General features: G+C 70.2%; 17 protein-coding genes. 1 reads left to right on the forward strand and 16 read right to left on the reverse strand.

Features of this window, described 5'->3' with window-relative positions:
* Positions 1-130 precede the first annotated feature (130 nt).
* From PGH47_RS07600 to PGH47_RS07650, 11 genes are all read right to left on the reverse strand, one after another.
* Entirely contained in the window at positions 131-1051 is a 921-nt protein-coding gene (locus PGH47_RS07600; protein WP_271662797.1) for a Pro-rich N-terminal domain-containing protein, read from the reverse strand.
* A gap of 168 nt (positions 1052-1219) precedes the next feature.
* Positions 1220-2311 carry a 3-dehydroquinate synthase gene (gene aroB, locus PGH47_RS07605; RefSeq protein WP_271662798.1) on the reverse strand — a complete coding sequence of 364 codons (1092 nt, stop codon included), beginning with the start codon at positions 2309-2311 and terminating at the stop codon, positions 1220-1222.
* Positions 2308-2826 (reverse strand): shikimate kinase, encoded by a 519-nt coding sequence (locus PGH47_RS07610; protein WP_271662799.1) that lies wholly within the window; start codon positions 2824-2826, stop codon positions 2308-2310. The genes aroB and PGH47_RS07610 overlap by 4 nt, the downstream gene beginning before the upstream one ends.
* The gene (gene aroC / locus PGH47_RS07615) at positions 2823-4007 is read right to left on the reverse strand and encodes a chorismate synthase (RefSeq protein WP_107909370.1); all 1185 of its coding nucleotides are present in this window, start codon (positions 4005-4007) and stop codon (positions 2823-2825) included. The genes PGH47_RS07610 and aroC overlap by 4 nt, the downstream gene beginning before the upstream one ends.
* A gap of 185 nt (positions 4008-4192) precedes the next feature.
* Positions 4193-4543: a hypothetical protein gene (locus PGH47_RS07620; RefSeq protein WP_271662800.1), complete on the reverse strand. Its 351-nt coding sequence runs from the start codon at positions 4541-4543 to the stop codon at positions 4193-4195.
* Between the two features lie 51 nt (positions 4544-4594).
* The gene (locus tag PGH47_RS07625; RefSeq protein ID WP_271662801.1) at positions 4595-5434 is read right to left on the reverse strand and encodes a shikimate dehydrogenase; all 840 of its coding nucleotides are present in this window, start codon (positions 5432-5434) and stop codon (positions 4595-4597) included.
* Complete coding sequence (gene mltG / locus PGH47_RS07630; protein ID WP_271662802.1) at positions 5415-7097, reverse strand: endolytic transglycosylase MltG; 1683 nt, start codon at positions 7095-7097, stop codon at positions 5415-5417. Before mltG ends, PGH47_RS07625 begins: the two co-directional genes overlap by 20 nt.
* A 124-nt stretch (positions 7098-7221) precedes the next feature.
* Positions 7222-7686: a Holliday junction resolvase RuvX gene (ruvX, locus tag PGH47_RS07635; RefSeq protein WP_030952630.1), complete on the reverse strand. Its 465-nt coding sequence runs from the start codon at positions 7684-7686 to the stop codon at positions 7222-7224.
* Positions 7687-7721: 35 nt separating this feature from the next.
* Positions 7722-10394: an alanine--tRNA ligase gene (gene alaS, locus PGH47_RS07640; protein WP_271662803.1), complete on the reverse strand. Its 2673-nt coding sequence runs from the start codon at positions 10392-10394 to the stop codon at positions 7722-7724.
* Positions 10394-10741, reverse strand: a complete 348-nt coding sequence (locus PGH47_RS07645) for a hypothetical protein (protein ID WP_030952626.1) — start codon at positions 10739-10741, stop codon at positions 10394-10396. Before PGH47_RS07645 ends, alaS begins: the two co-directional genes overlap by 1 nt.
* 16 nt (positions 10742-10757) lie before the next feature.
* Entirely contained in the window at positions 10758-11195 is a 438-nt protein-coding gene (locus PGH47_RS07650) for a DUF948 domain-containing protein (protein WP_093745335.1), read from the reverse strand.
* 163 nt (positions 11196-11358) lie between these two features.
* On the opposite strand from PGH47_RS07650, the gene PGH47_RS07655 reads away from it, so the two are divergent.
* Complete coding sequence (locus tag PGH47_RS07655) at positions 11359-13548, forward strand: ATP-binding protein (RefSeq protein WP_271662804.1); 2190 nt, start codon at positions 11359-11361, stop codon at positions 13546-13548.
* A 29-nt stretch (positions 13549-13577) separates the two neighbouring features.
* Here the strand turns inward: PGH47_RS07655 and rpsD are convergent, their stop codons facing one another.
* From rpsD to PGH47_RS07680, 5 genes are all read right to left on the reverse strand, one after another.
* Entirely contained in the window at positions 13578-14192 is a 615-nt protein-coding gene (rpsD, locus tag PGH47_RS07660) for a 30S ribosomal protein S4 (RefSeq protein WP_015661793.1), read from the reverse strand.
* A gap of 281 nt (positions 14193-14473) precedes the next feature.
* Positions 14474-15826: a replication-associated recombination protein A gene (locus PGH47_RS07665; RefSeq protein WP_271662805.1), complete on the reverse strand. Its 1353-nt coding sequence runs from the start codon at positions 15824-15826 to the stop codon at positions 14474-14476.
* Between the two features lie 55 nt (positions 15827-15881).
* Complete coding sequence (locus PGH47_RS07670; protein WP_107909364.1) at positions 15882-16538, reverse strand: vitamin K epoxide reductase family protein; 657 nt, start codon at positions 16536-16538, stop codon at positions 15882-15884.
* Between the two features lie 186 nt (positions 16539-16724).
* Positions 16725-17987, reverse strand: a complete 1263-nt coding sequence (hisS, locus tag PGH47_RS07675) for a histidine--tRNA ligase (protein WP_271662806.1) — start codon at positions 17985-17987, stop codon at positions 16725-16727.
* A gap of 11 nt (positions 17988-17998) precedes the next feature.
* Positions 17999-18706 (reverse strand): MBL fold metallo-hydrolase, encoded by a 708-nt coding sequence (locus PGH47_RS07680; RefSeq protein WP_271662807.1) that lies wholly within the window; start codon positions 18704-18706, stop codon positions 17999-18001.
* Positions 18707-18863 lie beyond the last annotated feature (157 nt).

Below are 18863 nucleotides of genomic sequence, written 5' to 3' on the forward strand. Positions count from 1 at the left end.
CGGTTTGTGCCGGTTGGGAGGGAGCCGTTCGGACGAGGGGGTGCCACCTGAGGCCGGGTGCCGTGTGCGGGTGGGTGGGGGTTGCTCGCGCAGTTCCCCGCGCCCCTTCAGGGCGGCCCGATCGCGTTGGCTACCAGCTCGGCGGGCTCGCGATCGAGCGGGCCAGTACGTCGTCCAGGACCCGGGCCGTCTGCGGGACGTCGAGCTGGGAGTTGTCGATGATCGGCAGCCCCGAGCCGTACCAGCCCGCCATACGGCCGTGGATCCGGGCGACCTCCTCGTCGGTGAGGCGGCGGTTGCCCGCGCGTTCGGCGTTGCGCTCCAGGACGATCTCCAGGCCGGGCAGCAGCACCACCGGCAGCAGCCCCGGACCGACGTGACGCTTCCAGCCGCCGAGGCCGACCACCGGGCGGTCGGGGAAGACCGCGTCGTCGAGGATGCAGGAAATGCCGTTGGCCAGGAAGTTCCGCGCGGCGAAGCCGCAGGTGCGGCGGGCCAGACGGTACTGGGCCTCGGAGTTGTCGTTCCACCCGGACTGGGGGTCGGCGAAGCCCGAGCGGACCCATTCGCGCACGTCGTCGAGGCTGATGTGGGCCGTGGGGACCCGGCGGTGGTCCGCCCAGTACTTGGCGACGCTCGTCTTGCCGGCTCCGGCCGGGCCGATGAGCAGCACCGCGATGGTCGTGGTCGACGTGTCGGGTACCGAGGCGGCGGGCGGGGCACTCGGCATGCCGACGGGGCCGCCGGGCGGCAGCGGTACATGGCCCGTGGTCTCGGGGGCCTGCGGGGCCTGGACGTGGTGGGGCGTGTGCGGGACCGGTCCGGGAGGTGCGAAGCCCTGCGCCGGAGGCGGCGGAGGCACCGGCGCGGATCCCTGGTGGGGAGCAGGCCCCTGATGCGCGGCAGGCCCCTGATGCGGGACCTGACCCTGGTGCGCGGCGGGCCCCGGGTGCCCACCCGGGTGATGCGCACCCGGGTCGTGTGCGGCCGGTGTCCACCCGTGCCCCGGCTGATGGGGCGGCGGCAGCGGAGAACCCACTGCATGCTGCATCCGGTGCCACTCCGTCTCGTCTTCCATGGCCATTGGCGCTGGCAGCGGGCTCGCGGCCCGCCCCCTACCGAACGGTACCGCCCCCGGCCGCCGTTTGGTGAACGGCCGGTGGCGGTCTGAAGTGCCCATCGCCACAGGCGAATCGGACGGAACGGTGATTCGGTGGACTTACTGGCCGACTTCGCCGTACGCGGCGAGCAGCACGGCCGGGTCCGGTCCCTCCAGGACGGTGGGCTTGGCCAGACCGTCCAGGACGATGAAGCGCAGCAGGTCGCCGCGGGACTTCTTGTCGACCTTCATCGTCTGGAGCAGCTTGGGCCACTGGTCGTATCGGTAGGTGAGCGGCAGGCCCACCGATTCGAGGATCGTGCGGTGCCGGTCAGCCGTCGCGTCGTCCAACCGCCCGGCGAGACGGCCCAGTTCGGCGGCGAAGTGCATACCGACGGCGACCGCGGCGCCGTGCCGCCACTTGTAGCGCTCGTTCTTCTCGATCGCGTGGCCGAGCGTATGGCCGTAGTTGAGGATCTCCCGCAGGCCCGACTCCTTGAGGTCCGACGAGACGACCTCGGCCTTGACCCGGATCGAGCGCTCGATCAGCTCGGCGGTGTGCGGGCCGGCCGGGGTGCGCGCGGCCTCGGGGTCGGCCTCGATCAGCTCCAGGATCGCCGGGTCGGCGATGAAACCGGCCTTGATGATCTCCGCGAGACCGGAGACGTAGTCGTTGACGGGCAGGGAGTCCAGCGCGGCCAGGTCGCACAGCACGCCGGCCGGCGGGTGGAAGGCACCCACGAGGTTCTTGCCCTCGGCGGTGTTGATGCCGGTCTTGCCGCCGACGGCCGCGTCCACCATGGCCAGCACGGTGGTGGGGACCGCGATCCAGCGCACCCCGCGCAGCCAGGTCGCGGCCACGAACCCGGCGAGGTCGGTGGTCGCGCCGCCGCCGACGCCGACGATCGCGTCGGAGCGGGTGAACCCGGACTGCCCGAGGGCCTTCCAGCAGTAAGCCGCGACCTCGGCGGTCTTGGCCTCCTCGGCGTTCGGCACCTGGATGGCGACCGCATCGAAGCCCTGCTCGGCCAGATCGGCCCGCAGCGCCTCGCCGGTCTCGGCCAGCGCCTCCGGGTGGATCACGGCGACCCGCTTGGCCCGCGCCCCGATCAACCCGCCGAGCTCGCCCAGGAGCTGACGGCCCACCAGGACCTCGTACGGCTCGCTGCCCGCGGTACCGCCGACCTGGATCCGCGTCACTGCCTCAGTCATGCGTCCTTCAACTCCAGTGCGTCCAGGGCGGCTTGAGTCACCTCTTCGGGCGTACGACCGTCGGTGGCGACGACCGCCGTGGCCACCGACTCGTACAGATGGCGGCGGGCCTCCATCAGCTCGCGCCACTGCTTGCGCGGATTGACCGCGAGCAGCGGGCGGGCGGCGTTCAGGCCGGTGCGCTTGACCGCCTCCTCGACGTCCATCGAGAGGTAGACGACCCGCTGCCCGAGCAGCAGCGCGCGCGTGTCCTCGTCCAGGATCGAGCCGCCGCCCAGCGCCAGGACGCCGTCGTGCTCGGTCAGCGCCCGCTGCACGGCCTGCTTCTCGATCGCTCGGAAGACCGGCTCGCCCTCGTCGACGAAGATCTCCGCGATGGTCCGGCCCTGCTCGGCCACGATGTCGTCGTCGGTGTCCCGGTAACCCACGCCGAGGCGCTCGGCGAGCAGCTGTCCGACCGTGGACTTGCCCACGCCCATCGGCCCGATCAGCACCACCACAGGCGCTGCGCTCATCGGATCGCGAGGTTGTCGAGGTACGACACGACGTTGCGGCGGGTCTCGGTCACCGAGTCGCCGCCGAACTTCTCCGCGACCGCGTCCGCGAGGACGAGCGCCACCATGGCCTCGGCGACGATGCCGGCGGCCGGGACCGCGGAGACGTCGGAGCGCTGGTGGTGGGCCTGCGTGGCCTCGCCGGTCGTGACGTCGACCGTCTGCAGGGCCCGGGGCACGGTCGCGATCGGCTTCATCGCGGCGCGCACCCGCAGCAGCTCACCGGTACTGAGGCCGCCCTCGGTGCCGCCGGCGCGGCCGGACACGCGCCGGATGCCCTCCGGGGTGTTCACGATCTCGTCGTGCGCCTTGGAACCCGGCACCCGGGCCAGTTCGAAGCCGTCGCCGAGTTCGACGCCCTTGATCGCCTGGATGCCCATGAGGGCGCCGGCGAGGCGGGCGTCCAGCTTGCGGTCCCAGTGCACGTGCGAGCCGAGGCCCACGGGGACGCCGTAGGCGAGCACCTCGACCACACCGCCGAGGGTGTCGCCGTCCTTGTGGGCCTGGTCGACCTCCGCGACCATCGCCTTCGAGGTGTCCGCGTCGAGGCAGCGCAGCGGGTCGGCGTCCAGCTTCTCGACGTCGGCCGGCGTCGGGTACACACCCTGCGGGGCCTTCACGGAGCACAGCTCGACGACGTGGCTGACGATCTCGATGCCGGCCGTCTCCTTCAGGTACGACCGGGCGACGGCGCCGAGGGCGACACGGGCCGCGGTCTCACGCGCGGAGGCGCGCTCCAGGATCGGCCGGGCCTCGTCGAAGCCGTACTTCTGCATGCCCGCGAGGTCGGCGTGGCCGGGGCGCGGGCGGGTCAGCGGGGCGTTGCGGGCGAGGCCGGCGAGGATCTCCGGGTCGACCGGGTCGGCGGCCATGACCTGGTCCCACTTGGGCCACTCGGTGTTGCCCACCATGATCGCCACCGGGGAGCCGAGGGTGAGGCCGTGCCGGACGCCGCCGATGAAGGTGATCTCGTCGCGCTCGAACTTCATCCGCGCACCGCGTCCATAACCGAGCCGGCGCCGGGCCAGGTGGTCCGCCACCATCTCCGTGGTGATCGGCACGCCGGCGGGAAGACCCTCCAGCGTCGCCACGAGTGCGGGACCGTGGGATTCCCCCGCGGTCAGCCAGCGCAACCTGCTCAACGGTGCTCCTCAGTGCTCGCGCCCTGGTACTGCCCTGCGTACACGTGTCCTCGCGTACGTCGACGGCGCGACCAGGTGCGCGGCCCCGGCCCGCCACCTTCGATCCTCCCACGTCCGGCACCGGTCCCCGGCCGCCGGTCCACCAGGCGGACGGAAAATGGACGGTGCCGGACCACGGGCGGCGATCAGGCCGGGGTGTTGCCCTGCGGCTGCTGCGGGGCGTACGCACCGAGGAAGTCGGCGCCGCTGGGCTGCGCCGGCTGCGGCTGTGCCTGCTGCTGCGGGGCGTACGGGCCCAGGTAGTCGGCGCCGCGGCCCTGCCCGTGCCGGTGCCCCGGCTGGGCGGTCGGCACGGCCTGCGCCTGACGTGCGGCGCGACGCCGGTCGATCTTGCGCTTGATCTTGAAGACCCAGGATCCGACGACGAGCAGGATCACCAGGACGAGCACCGGAATCTGCACCCAGTCCGGCATGAATTGCAGGACGATCTCGAATATTTCGCTCTTGCCGGACGCCAGCGGCACACCAGTGGACACTGCTTCTACTCCCCCTAGATCCTCTCCGCCCCCTGCGGAACTCAGCGGATCTTAGCGGTTCGCGAGAGCCCGCTCGCCCGCTTTTCGCATGGCCTCCAGGGGCGCCGGAACCCGGCCGGTCATCTGCTCGACCTGCAGCACCGCCTGGTGCACGAGCAGGTCGAGTCCGCTGACGACGGCTCCGCCGAACATGGACCAGCGCGCCGCGAGGGAGGTGGGCCAGGGGTCGTAGAGCACGTCGAACAGGGTGGCGGGGCGCTCAGGTACGGCGGCCGCGAGGGCGTCCGTCGTACCGGCGGGGGTGGTCGCGATCACCAGCGGCGCGTGCAGTGCCCGGTCCGCCTCCGCCCAGTCGGCCGTGCGGACGTCGACGTCGAGCCGCTCGCCCCACTGCCGCATCTCCGCGGCGCGGGCCTCGCTGCGCACGTACGCCACGACCTCGCCGGTGCAGACGCGCGCGAGTGCCGCCAGCGCGGAGGAGGCCGTGGCGCCGGCGCCGAGGATCGCTGCCGACTCGACCTGGTCGACGCCGTGTTCGCGCAGCGCGGCGACCATGCCGGGGATGTCTGTGTTGTCGCCGACGAGCCGCCCGTCCTCGGTACGGACGACGGTGTTGACGGCCTCCACCGAGGCCGCCGTCTCGCTGATCCCGTCGAGCAGCGGGATGATCGCCCGCTTGAGCGGCATGGTCAGGGACAACCCCGCCCACTTGGGGCCGAGTTCCGAGACGAACCCGGGCAGCGCCGCCTCGTCGACCTCGAACCGGTCGTACGACCAGTCCACGAGCCCGAGTGCCTCGTAGGCGGCGCGGTGCAGCACCGGGGAGAGGGAGTGGGCGATGGGCTTGCCGAGTACGGCGGCCCGGCGGGCGTCAGTTGCCCGAGCTCTCATTGAACTTGTCCTTGAGCTTCTGGAAATCGTCGTGCGTCTTGGCGAATTCGGTCTTGCTCACGCCGTCGACCGCGACGAAGTAGTACCAGCCCTGATCGGTCGGATTCAGCGTCCCCTTGAGCGCACCGTCGCCGGGATTGCCGATCGGTCCGGGCGGAAGACCCTTCTGCGTATACGTGTTGTACGGGTCCTGATTGCTGTTGATCTCGTCTTCGCTGATATTGATGTTGCTCTCGCCCTTCAGGTAGTTGAAGGTCGAGTCGAACTGCAGCAGTCCGTAGGTCTCGGGGTTCGCGCGGTCGAGGCGGTTGTAGACGACCTCCGCCATCTTGCGGTAGTCGTCGTCGGTCTTGCCCTCGGCCTGGACGAGGCTGGCGACCGTGATGACCTGCAACGGGCTGTCCAGCTTGAGCGCCTTGGCCTTGGCCTCGAGGTCGAGCGACTTGTACTTGCTCGCGGCCCGGGACACCATGTCCTTCAGGACCGTCTCCGGCTTCATGCCCTTGGCGGCGGGATAGGTGCCCGGGTAGAGGAATCCTTCCAGCGGATCCTTGATCTCGCTGTTGTCGTTCGCCCAACTCGGCAGTCCGAGGCTCTTGAAATCCTTCTCGGCGAATTTCTTCGTGGTGCCGGCCGAAAGGTCCAGCTGTTCGTCGATCGCCTTGTAGACGGTCACATTCCGCTCGCCCGGCTTTACCAGGACATTGTTCTGGCTCTTCGGGTCGAGCATCATCTCGACGGCGCTCTCGGCGGACATTTCCTTGTGCAGGAGATAGGCGCCGGCCTGGATCGACTTCCCGTCGGGATTCTGCGACTGGGCGGCGACGAACGCGTCGACACTCTTGACGACACCGGCCTGCTTGAGCCGCTGGCCGATCTCGTTGCCGAGGGCGCCCTTGGGGATCTCCACGGTGACGGTCTCGCCCGTGCCGTCCCCGGCGAAGTCCGGCGCCGAGCCGAAACGATCCTGGTAAAACTGGTATCCGAAATATCCGACTCCGCCCACACCGCCCGCGAAGACGAGGGACACCACCAGACAGGCGCACCCACTGCGCCGCTTCTTGGGTTTGCCGCCCCGGGACCGGCGCTCCCCGCGGCCGTCCCCCGAGTCGTCGTCGGAGTCGTCGTCATCGTCGCCGCCCGCGAAGAAGGCGTGTTCGCCCTGGTCGGGGCCGGGATCCCAGTCGGTCTGCGGCGGCTCGGGCTCGGCCTGCCGCCGGCTCGGCGGCTCCGGCGGCGGATAGGCGTCGGGAGTGCCGTAGTAGTCGGCCTGCTCACCGCCGTACGCCGCGGCCTGCTGCCCGTAGGGGTCCGGGTGGTTGGGGTACTGGGCGTGCTGATGGGGGCCGGTGGCCCAGCCGTTGTTGTCGTACGACTGCTGCGGCTGCTGCTGATGTCCGGGGTACTGCTGCTGGTCGTACTGGTGCGGGTACTGCTGCGCCTGACCCTGCTGCTGGTACTGCTGCTGACCGTACGCGTCCTGCTGGCCGTGGCCCCACTCGTCGTAGTGCTGCTGCTGCGGCTGCTGCGGATAGTGCTGCTGGCCGCCGTAGGCAGCCTGCTGGCCCGTGTGGGCCTGCTGGCCTTCCCATCCGCCGTCCCCGTACAACGGGTCCTCCGGATGCCACGGTTCGGAGCCTTGGCCCCGGCCATACTCAGTCATCGATCCCCTAGAGCCGCGAGGCGGCGGTCGCCCGGCTGCTGCAGATCCGGCTTCCGTCCCGCCTCTCTTTGTGCGCCAGCTGTTCGAACACCGGCGCATCGCGCGGAACGTTACCGTATCGCGATCAGATAACCACTTCGACGCTCTCGCCCGGAGCTTTACCTGACACCCGTTCGGATTCGAGCGCCTGCTGCAAGATGATCACGGCAGCTGCCTGGTCGATCACGGCGCGGCCCTTCTTCGACTTCACGCCCGAGGCGCGCAGTCCCTGACTGGCCGTCACGGTCGTCATCCGCTCGTCCACGAGCCTGACCGGTACGGGCGCGATCATGCGCGCCAGTTCCTGCGCGAAGCCGCGGACCTTGACCGCGGCCGGGCCCTCGCCGCCCTTCAGGGAGCGGGGCAGGCCGACGACGACCTCAAGCGGCTCGTACTCCTCGACGAGCTGCTTCAGGCGGCGGTGAGCTGCGGGAACGTCCCGGCCCGGGACCGTCTCCACCGGGGTGGCGAGGATCCCGTCGGGGTCGCACGAGGCGACGCCGATACGGGCGTCGCCCACGTCGATCGCGAGACGACGGCCGCGGCGCATGCCCCGGCCGTCGCCACTCGCGTGTGTGTCTTCGCTCACTTGGCCGTTTCCGTCACGAGCCGCTCGACGGCGTCGACGGCGTCGCCGATGGCGGCCGGGTTCTGGCCGCCGCCCTGGGCGACGTCCGGCTTGCCGCCACCGCCGCCGCCGAGGGTCTTGGCGGCGGTACGGACCAGGTCACCGGCCTTGAGGCCACGGTCACGGGCGGCGTCGTTGGTGGCGATGACCGTCAGCGGCTTGCCGTTGTTGACGGTGAACAGGGCGACCACGGCGGCACGTCCGCCCTGGATACGGCCGCGCACGTCGAGGACCAGCTTGCGCAGGTCGTCCGGCGTGGTGCCGTCCGGGACCTGGCCGGTGACGACGGCGATGCCGCGCACGTCCTTGGCCGACTCGGCGAGACCGGCGGCGGCCTGGAGCACCTTCTCGGCGCGGAACTTCTCGATCTCCTTCTCGGCGTCCTTCAGCTTGCCGAGCATGGCGGAGACCTTCTCCGGGAGCTCCTCCGGACGGCCCTTGATCAGCTCCTGGAGCTGGGCGACCACCGTGTGCTCACGGGCGAGGAAGTTGTAGGCGTCCACACCGACCAGGGCCTCGATACGGCGCACGCCCGAGCCGATGGACGACTCGCCCAGCAGCTTGACCAGGCCGAGCTGGGCGGTGTTGTGCACGTGCGTGCCGCCGCACAGCTCCTTGGAGAAGTCGCCGATGGTCACGACGCGCACGCGCTCGCCGTACTTCTCGCCGAACTCGGCGATGGCGCCCTGCTTCTTGGCCTCGTCGATGCCCATGACCTCGGCGTGCACGTCGAGGTCGCGGGCGAGCACCTCGTTGATCTTCTGCTCGACGTCGGTCATCACGGCCGTCGGGACGGCGGAGGGCGAACCGAAGTCGAAGCGGAAGCGGCCGGGCTGGTTCTCGGAACCGGCCTGGGCGGCCGTCGGGCCGAGGGCGTCGCGCAGGGCCTGGTGGGTGAGGTGGGTGGCCGAGTGGGCGCGGGCGATGGCCGTGCGGCGACGCGAGTCGATCGAGGCGTGGGCCTTGGCGCCGACGGTGACCTCGCCGACCTGGACGACGCCCTTGTGGACGTAGACGCCCGGGACCGGCTTCTGGCAGTCGCGGATCTCGATCACGGCACCGGTGTCGACCTTGATGCGGCCGGTGTCACCGATCTGACCGCCGCCCTCGGCGTAGAACGGGGTGCGGTCGAGGACGATCTCGACCTCGTCGCCCTCGGTGGCGGCCGGGGAGGAGGCGCCGTCGACGAGGATGCCGACGACGGTGGACTCGCCCTCGGTGTCGCCGTAGCCGATGAAGTCGGTCTCGCCGGTCTTGTCGGCGATCTCCCGGTAGGCGCCGGCGCCGGCGTGGCCGGTCTTCTTGGCCTGGGCGTCGGCCTTGGCGCGCTCCCGCTGCTCCTTCATCAGGCGCCGGAAGCCGTCCTCGTCCACGGAGAGGCCCTGCTCGGCGGCCATCTCCAGGGTGAGGTCGATCGGGAAGCCCCAGGTGTCGTGGAGCAGGAAGGCCTTGTCGCCGGCCAGCACGGTGGAGCCCGTGGCCTTGGTGTCGGAGACGGCCGTGTCGAGGATGTTGGTGCCGGCCTTCAGCGTCTTGAGGAAGGCGTTCTCCTCGGCGAGGGCGACCTTCTCGATGCGCTCGCGGTCGGTGATGAGCTCGGGGTACTGCCGGCCCATCATGCCGATGACGACGTCGATGAGGTCCTTGACGACCGGGCCGGTGGCGCCGAGCAGGCGCATGTTGCGGATGGCGCGGCGCATGATGCGGCGCAGCACGTAGCCGCGGCCCTCGTTGCCAGGGGTGACGCCGTCGCCGATGAGCATCACGGACGTACGCATGTGGTCGGTGACCACGCGCAGGGAGACGTCCGAGCCGTGGGCGTCGCCATAGGCGACACCGGTCAGCTCGGTGGCCTTGTCGATGACGGCCATGGAGGTGTCGATCTCGTACATGTTCTGCACGCCCTGCAGAATCATGGCGAGTCGCTCGAGGCCGAGGCCCGTGTCGATGTTCTTGCTGGGGAGCTCGCCGAGGATCTCGAAGTTGTCCTTGCCGATGCCCTCGCCCCGCTCGTACTGCATGAAGACGAGGTTCCAGATCTCCACGTACCGCTCGTCGTTGACGGCGGGGCCGCCCTCGACGCCGAACTCGGGGCCGCGGTCGTAGTTGATCTCGGAACAGGGGCCGCAGGGGCCGGGGACGCCCATGGACCAGTAGTTGTCCTTCATGCCGAGGCGCTGGATGCGCTCCTTCGGCACGCCGACGACGTCGTGCCAGATGCGCTCGGCCTCGTCGTCGTCCTTGTAGACGGTGATCCAGAGCTTCTCCGGCTCCAGACCGTAACCACCCTTGTCCTGGGGGCTGGTGAGCAGCTCCCAGGCGTACTTGATGGCGCCTTCCTTGAAGTAGTCGCCGAAGGAGAAGTTGCCGCACATCTGGAAGAACGTGCCGTGCCGGGTGGTCTTGCCGACCTCTTCGATGTCCGGCGTGCGCACGCACTTCTGCACGCTGGTGGCACGGTCGAACGGCGGCTTGACCTCACCCAGGAAGTAGGGCTTGAAGGGCACCATGCCGGCGGGGACGAGGAGCAGAGTCGGGTCGTCCGCGATGAGCGACGCCGAAGGGACGACGGTGTGCCCGCGCTCCTCGAAGAAGCTCAGCCAGCGGCGGCGAATCTCGGCCGACTCCATCAGTGGTCCTCATTCCGGTTGTACGAGTACGTCTGGTTGTCGACGTACTTCGGGTTGCTGCGGTTGTTCTCGATGGCGGTGTACCGCCGGGGCGCGGGGAGTTCGGGGTTGTCCTGGATCCCGAGCGCGTCCTCCAGCTCGGCCTCCCGCTGGGCCATGTTGTCGCGGACGTCGAGCGCGAATCCCACCGCGCGGTCCTTCAGGCGCTGACCGGTCTCCAGGGCCTTGTTCGCCGCGGTCGCGGCGAGGCTCTCCGGGGTCAGCTGCTTGAGCTTGCGGTTGACCTTGGTGGTGGCCCAGACACCGGCGGCGACACCCGTGCTGAACCAGAACGTACGGCGGAACATCGCTCGGTCTCAGTCCTTACTTCCGCTTGCGGCGTGCGGTGGGGACCGTCCGGCCCACGATCACGGTACGCCGGGGCGACTTCGCGGGCACGTCCTCCTGCTTGCGGCCGCCGAGGGCCCGGCGCACGCCGTAGCCGAAGGCCGCGACCTTGACCAGGGGGCCGCCGAAGGTGGAGGCCACGGTGGTCGACAGCGCGGAGGCGTTCGACGTGACCTCCTGGACGTCCGAGGCGATCGCGTCGACCCGGTCGATCTGGGTCTGCGCGGAGCGCACCGCCGAGGAGGCGTCTGCCAGGAGCGGGACTGCCTGGTCGGTCACGTCCGCGACGAGTTTGGTGGTCGCCTTGAGCGTCTGGGCCAGCCTCGCCAGGGCGACGGCGAGGAAGGAGACCAGAATCGCCCAGAAGACGGCCACCAGGATCCCGGCAACCTCTCCACCGGACACTGTGTGCACCCGCTCCCTGAAACGTGCCTCTACATCGGTCTACATCGAAAAAGTCGTGCACCGAGCCTATCGCGCCGGGGGCGCCGATCCGCACCGGATTACCGCCCGCGCGGGGCCGGGTCGCGAGAAGCGATTGTACGGACCGAACACGCTTCAGTACGCTCCGTATTCCATGCGGGATCAACAGCGCCCCCACTTGCCCGAATCCGTCGATCTGCCCCTGGAACTCAGCACGTTCGTGGGCCGCTCGGCCGAACTGGCCGCCCTGGCCGAGGCCCTCGGCGCAGCTCGGCTGGTGACGGTGACCGGTGCCTGCGGCGTCGGCAAGTCACGGCTGGCGGCGCGCGCGGCCTCGGCTTGCGCGCCCGGCGACGGCGTGTGGCACGTGGAGCTGGAGCCGGTTCGGGATCCGGAGTTCCTCGACTACGCGGTCGTGGAGGCCCTGGGCCTGACGGACCACACGACGCGGCTGCCGCGCGAGACGCTGCTGGACCGTCTGGGCGGCCGTGAACTGCTGCTGATCCTGGACGGATTCGAGCACCTGCTGGACGCCTGCGCGGAGCTGGTGACGGATCTGCTGCGCCGGGTGCCGGGGCTGCGGGTGCTCGCGGTGGGCCGCAGGCCGCTGGGCGTCGCGGGCGAGCAGCTCCTTCCGCTGGCACCGCTTGGCGATGGCGAGGCCGTGCGGCTGTTCGTGGAGCGGGCGGCACAGCACGGGCTGGCCGTACGGGACGACGCCGACGTAAGGGAGCTGTGCCGTCGTCTGGACGGGATCCCGCTAGCGATCGAGCTGGCCGCGGGGCGGCTGCCGATGCTGTCGCCGGGGCAGCTGCTGGAGCGGCTGGACGACCGGTTCCGGCTGCTGACCGACGGCGCGCCGGACGCTCCAGCGCACTCCCGCCCGATCCCCGGGGGTCCTCCGTCCCGCCATCGGACGCTGCGTACGGCGGTCGGCTGGAGCCATGAACTGTGCACACCCGAGGAGCGGTTGCTGTGGGCGCGGCTGTCGGTGTTCGCGGGCCGGTTCGACCTGGAGGCGGTCGAGTACGTGTGCGGCGGCCAGGGTCTGCACTCCGACGACGTGTTCGACGTGCTCTCGCAGCTCCTCGCGCAGTCCGTGGTCGCACGCGAGGAGAGCGGGTCCGGTGTGCGCTACCGCATGCTGGACACGATCCGGGCCTACGGCGCCGACTGGCTGGAGGCCACCGGGGACGCGGCCCGGCTGCGGCGCCGGCACCGCGACTGGTACCTGGGCCTGACGACCTGGTGCGAGCTGGAGTGGTTCTCGCCGCGGCAGGACGAGGTGGCCGCCCGTGTCGAGGCGGAGCTGCCGAATCTGCGCTGCGCCCTGGGGTACTGCCTGAGCGAGCCGGACGAGGCGCATCTGGGGCACTACCTCGCGGGCTCCCTGTGGTTCTACTGGGTCGGCTGCGGCCGGCTCTCGGAGGGGCGGCACTGGCTGGAGCAGGCGGTGGCGCTGGACAGCGGTCATGAGCGGTCCCGGCTGAAGGCTCTGTGGGTGCTCGGCTATGTGGCGATCCTCCAGGGCGACTCGGTGCCCGCGCTCGGGACGCTGCTGGAGTGCCGGGAGGAGGCGGAACGTGCCGCCGACCCCACGGCGGTGGCGTACGCCGAGCACCGCACGGGCTGTCTGGCGCTGCTGTCGGACGACATGGAGCGTGCGGAGACGCTGCTGAGCTCGGCGCTGGCCCGCTATCAGGAGATCGGCGAGCTCAACAGCAATGTGCTGATGGGCCAGATCGAGCTGGCGATGGCGCGGGCGTTCCGGGGCGATCTGCCGGACGCGGTGCGGTTGTGCGAGGACGTCCGGCAGGTGTGCGAGGACCACGGCGAGCGCTGGGCGCGCTCGTACGCGCTGTACGTCCTGGCGTACGCGGCCTGGGCCGACGGCGATCTGTCCGGCGCCCGCAGCCTGCTGACCGAGTGCCTCGGCAACGCGCATTCCTTCCGTGACCTGCTCGGCTCGGTGCTGGCCGTGGAGCTGCTGGCCCTGGTCACGGGGGCGGAGGGCGACTCGGCGGAGGCCGCGGTGCTCCAGGGCGCGGCGGCGGGGATGTGGCCGTCGGTCGGACTGCCGCTGTTCGGCTCGGCCAGTTTCAACGCGCCGCACGAGCTGTGCGAGACGGCGGCGCGGGAGCGGCTCGGCGACGAGCCGTACGAGGAGTGCGTACGGCAGGGCGCGGCGCTCGGCCGTGAGGAGGCGGTGCAGCGGGCGCTCGGGCGGCGACAGGCGGAGGCGCTGCCTGCGCCCCGGGGATCGGTCCGGCCGGCCAAGGCGGCCCCGGACATGCGAAAGCCCGCCGCCTCCCCCACCCGCAAGGGCGGGGAGACGACGGGCTGAGGCGCAGGTGTCCTACGACCGCTGAAGGATCAACGGGCGTAGTACTCGACGACGAGCTGCTCGTCGCAGATCACCGGGATCTCCTTGCGGTTCGGCTCACGGTCCAGGCGGAACGCCAGGGCCTTGAGGTTCACCTGGAGGTAGCGCGGGGTCTCGCCCTCGGGGGCGAAGCCGCCCTCACGGGCGATCGAGAAGAGGGTCTTCTCGCGGCTGCGCTCGCGGACCATCACGACGTCGTCGGGACGGACGCGGAACGACGGCTTGTCGACCTTCTGGCCGTTGACCTCGATGTGGCCGTGAACGACCATCTGACGGGCCTGGTAGATGGTGCGGGCGATGCCCGAACGCAGGACCAGGGCGTCGAGACGACGCTCGAGCTCGATGATCAGGGCCTCACCGGTCTTGCCCTGAACCTTGGAGGCACGCTCGTAGGCGCGGACGAGCTGGCGCTCGGACACGTCGTACTGCGCACGCAGACGCTGCTTCTCGAGCAGACGGACCTTGTAGTCCGAGTTCTGCTTGCGGCCACGGCCGTGCTCACCCGGGGGGTAGGGACGGGCCTCGAAGTACTTGACGGCCTTCGGGGTCAGCGCGATGCCGAGGGCACGCGACTTCTTGACCTTGGGGCGGGACTGGTTCGCCACAATCTCTCATTTCTCAGTGTTCGGCTTGTCAGGGTGTTGACGGAGGTCGCATCCGCAGCCGGGGAAACCCTCCTCGTCCTGGTGGACGGGGTGGGCAGCCGCTCCCCTGGTCTGGGCACATACGTGCAGCACGCGAGTGGCCCACCTACCGTGAAGGTGGTGGGCTGCCCGCGACACCATTCGAACGGTGCGCGACGCTCCTGGAACCCACTGGGGGTTCCGGCTGACCGTCCCGTTCTGACTGCACGGGACACAGCACTCCGAGCGAGTTTACAGGGTGCTCAGGACCGCTTGCGACCGAGGTGCTGCCTGGTCCATTCGACAGCGTCCGCGTACCGCGCCTCGGCGCCGTGCCTGGTCGGCGTGTAGTACTCGCGGTCCTTGAGGGCGTCCGGGGCGTACTGCTGCTCGGCGATGCCCTCGGTCAGGTCGTGCGGATACACGTACCCCTGGGCGTGCCCCAGCTTGGCGGCGCCCTTGTAGTGCCCGTCGCGCAGGTGCGGGGGCACCGGGCCCGCCATTCCCTTGCGTACGTCGTCCATCGCGGCGCCGATCGCCGTCGTTGCGGAGTTGGACTTGGGGGCCAGGGCGAGGGCGATGGTGGCGTGGCTGAGGGTGAGGGCGGCCTCGGGGAAGCCGATCATGGCGACGGCCTGGGCGGCGGCGACCGCGATCGGCAGGGCGTTCGGGTCGGCGAGGCCGATGTCCTCGCTGGCGGAGATCATCAGGCGGCGGGCGATGAAGCGGGGGTCCTCGCCGGCCTCGATCATCCGGGCCAGGTAGTGCAGGGCGGCGTCGACGTCGGAGCCTCGGATGGACTTGATGAGGGCGCTGGCCACGTCGTAGTGCTGGTCGCCGTCGCGGTCGTACTTCACGGCGGCGCGGTCGACGGTCTGCTCCAGCGTCTGGAGGCTGATCTCGCTCTCGTCCTGGTCCAGGGCCGCTCCCGCGGCGGCCTCCAGGGCCGTCAGGGCGCGGCGGGCGTCGCCGCCGGCGATCCGCAGCAGGTGCCCCTCGGTGTCCTCGGGGAGGCCGACGGAGTCCTTCAGGCCGCGCTCGTCGCTCAGCGCCCTGCGCAGCAGACCCCTGACGTCGTCGTCGGTGAGGGGTTCGAGGGTGAGCAGGAGGGAGCGGGACAGCAGGGGGGAGATGACCGAGAAGTACGGGTTCTCGGTGGTCGCCGCGATCAGGGTCACCCAGCGGTTCTCGACCGCCGGGAGGAGGGAGTCCTGCTGGGCCTTGCTGAAGCGGTGGATCTCGTCGAGGAAGAGGACGGTCTCCTTGCCGTAGCCGCCGGTGGCGCGGCGGGCGCCTTCGATGACCGCGCGGACCTCCTTGACGCCGGCGGTGATCGCGGAGAGTTCGACGAAGCGCTTGTTGGTGGCCTTGGAGACGACGTAGGCCAGGGTGGTCTTGCCGGTACCGGGCGGGCCCCAGAGGATCACCGAGGACGGTCCGGCGGGGCCGCCGGACTCGCCCACGAGTCGGCGCAGCGGCGAGCCCGGTTTCAGCAGGTGCTGCTGGCCCACCACCTCGTCCAGGGTGCGCGGGCGCATGCGCACGGCCAGGGGACTGCCGGCTGGGTCCTTCTCCTGGCGGTCTTCGGCGGCGGCGGTGAACAGGTCGGGCTCCACGCTGGAAACCCTAAATCACCGCACTGACAATCCCGCCCGGCCCCCGGCAGGGGGCTCAGCTGGTCCAGAAGTCCCACCAGCGGGTCAGGATCAGCATGCCGATGATGCCGATGTGCAGCACGGGCATGACCCAGGTGAACTCGCCGAAGAAACTCTTGAGCCAGTTCGGTGCGGGCAGGAAGCCGTTTCGGACGTTGAACGAGGTCACGTACCAGAACATGATGATCGTCGCGACCCAGGCCAGCGAGCACCACAGGCACAGCGCGTTGATGTTGTACAGCGACTGGTACATCAGCCAGGCGCAGAAGACCACGCCGAAGAGGGTGCCGGCGTTGAAGGTGAGCCAGTACCAGCGCGGGAAGCGGGCGCGGCCGAGCAGGCTCATGCCGACGCAGATGACGATGCCGTACGCGACGAGGCCGAGCATCGGGTTGGGGAACCCGAAGGCGGCGGCCTGCTTGCTCTCCATGACGCTGCCGCAGGAGACGACGGGGTTCAGGCTGCACCCGGGGGTGAAGGTCTTGCCCTCGACCTTGGCCTCGAGCAGCTTGAACTTGTCGATCGTGATGACCCACGCGGCAAGGAGTCCCGCCGCGCCGGTGATCACCAGCATCAGGGCGAGGGCACGGCTGCCGCCCACCGACCGCGGTGCCGCCTCCGCAGGCTCCGACTCGGGCTCGGTGGAGACGTCTTTGACTGTCGTCTTGCTCATCACGCCGATTCCGTCACTTGAGACTTGGAGTTTCTCCGGACACGGCACATTGTGCCGTACACGCAGGCGTGCCCACCGTTCGCTGCGTATAAGGAAATACGTGCAATCCGGTAAAGGCGCTCAGTTCAAGACACGGACGGAGCGTCACAGGGCGGGGACCGTGCGGTCCCCGCCCTGTGAACGGAATCAGCCCAATCGGGCTTCCAGCTCGGCCACGATCTCGTTGACGCCGATCGCCGACTGCTCGCCGGACTCCATGTCCTTGAGCTGGACGACGCCCTCGGCGAGGTCGCGTTCGCCGGCCACGACGGTGTAGCGGGCGCCGCTGCGGTTGGCGTTCTTCATGGCGCCCTTGAGGCCCTTGGCGCCGTAGGAGAAGTCGGCCGCGATGCCGACCTTGCGCAGCTCGGTGACCTTGGCGAACAGGACCCGGCGGGCCTCCTCGCCGAGCGGTACCGCGAACACGCTGGTGGCCGAGGGCAGTTCGAGCTCCACGCCCTCCGCCTCCAGCGCCAGGACCGTGCGGTCGACGCCGAGGGCCCAGCCGACGGACGGCAGCGCGGGGCCGCCGATCATCTCGGACAGCCCGTCGTAGCGGCCGCCGCCGCCCACCGCGGACTGGGAGCCCAGACCGTCGTGGACGAACTCGAAGGTCGTACGCGTGTAGTAGTCCAGGCCGCGCACCAGCTTCGGGTCGTCCTCGTAGGAGACGCCCGCCGCGGTGATCAGCTCGCGGACCTCCTCGTGGTACGCCTTGCAGGCGTCGCACAGGTAGTCGCGCAGGAGCGGGGCACCGGTGAGCTGCTGCTGCACCGACTCGCGCTTGTCGTCGAGGACGCGCAGCGGGTTGATGTCGATACGGCGCCGGGTGTCCTCGTCCAGGTCGAGGCCGCGCAGGAAGTCCTGGAGGGCCGCGCGGTACACCGGGCGGCACTCCTTGTCGCCCAGGCTGTTCAGCAGGATCCGGAAGTCGCTGAGGCCGAGCGAGCGGTAGGCCTGGTCGGCCAGGATGATCAGCTCGGCGTCAAGGGCCGGGTCCTCGGCGCCGATCGCCTCGGCTCCGACCTGGGAGAAGTGCCTGTAGCGGCCCTTCTGGGGGCGCTCGTAGCGGTAGTAGGAGCCCGAGTACCAGAGCTTGACCGGGAGGTTGCCGGCCTTGTGCAGGTTGGCCTCCAGCGCCGCGCGCAGGACCGACGCCGTGCCCTCGGGGCGCAGGGCGAGCCTGTCGCCGCCCTTGGTCTCGAAGGCGTACATCTCCTTGGTCACGATGTCGGTGGACTCACCGACGCCGCGCGCGAACAGCTCGACGCTCTCGAAGCCGGGCGTCTCGATGTAGCCGTAGCCGGAGTTGCGCAGGGGCGCGGCGATCGCCTCACGGACCGCCAGGTACTTGGCGCTCTCCGGCGGGATCAGGTCGTACGTGCCCTTGGGGGCCTTGAAGGTGCTCACGGAAGGTCTCGTCACATTCCTCGTCGGGGAGCTTCCTGGGCTCCCGGGCCGGCGGCCACCTGCCGCAGATACGGGTTGGTGGCGCGCTCTCGGCCGATGGTCGTCTGGGGGCCGTGGCCGGACAGGACCACGGTCGAGTCGTCGAGCGGCAGGCACACGCGTGCCAGCGAGTCGAGGATCTCGGCCATGTCACCGCCGGGCAGGTCGGTGCGTCCGATGGAGCCGGCGAACAGCAGGTCGCCCGAGAACAGGATCGGCGGGATGTCCGCCGCCTCGGGCATGCCGAAGGTCACCGACCCCTTGGTATGGCCCGGCGCGTGGGCGACCGTGAGTTCCAGGCCGGCCAGCTCCAGCCGGGCGCCGTCGGTCAGCTCCTTGACGTCGTCCGGCTCCCCGATGGTCAGTTCGCCCATGAGCTGCATGCCGATGGAGCGGCCGAGCGCCTTCTCGGGGTCGCTCATCATGTACCGGTCGTCGGGGTGGATCCAGGCCGGCACGTCGTGCGCGCCGCACACGGGAACGACCGAGGCGACGTGGTCGAGGTGGCCGTGGGTGAGGACGACGGCGACAGGCTTGAGCCGATGCTTCTTCAGTGCTTCCTCGACTCCGGGGGCCGCTTCGTGGCCCGGGTCGATGATCACGCACTCCTCACCGGCGGCGGGGGCGACGAGATAACAGTTCGTCCCCCAGGCCCCGGCGGGGAACCCGGCAATGAGCACGATCGTCCTTCGTTTGTGTCGACACGTGTGGTTTGTCGGCGGACTCCGCCTGACGTCAGAGCCTACCGGCGCTGCCGATTCCTCAGCGAACCCATATACGGTACGGGGCACACGCAGGCGGTCGGCTCAATGAACACACGCGTACCGGTCGACACTT

The sequence above is a fragment of the Streptomyces sp. HUAS 31 genome, assembly GCF_028198125.1.
Lineage (GTDB): Bacteria > Actinomycetota > Actinomycetes > Streptomycetales > Streptomycetaceae > Streptomyces > Streptomyces chartreusis.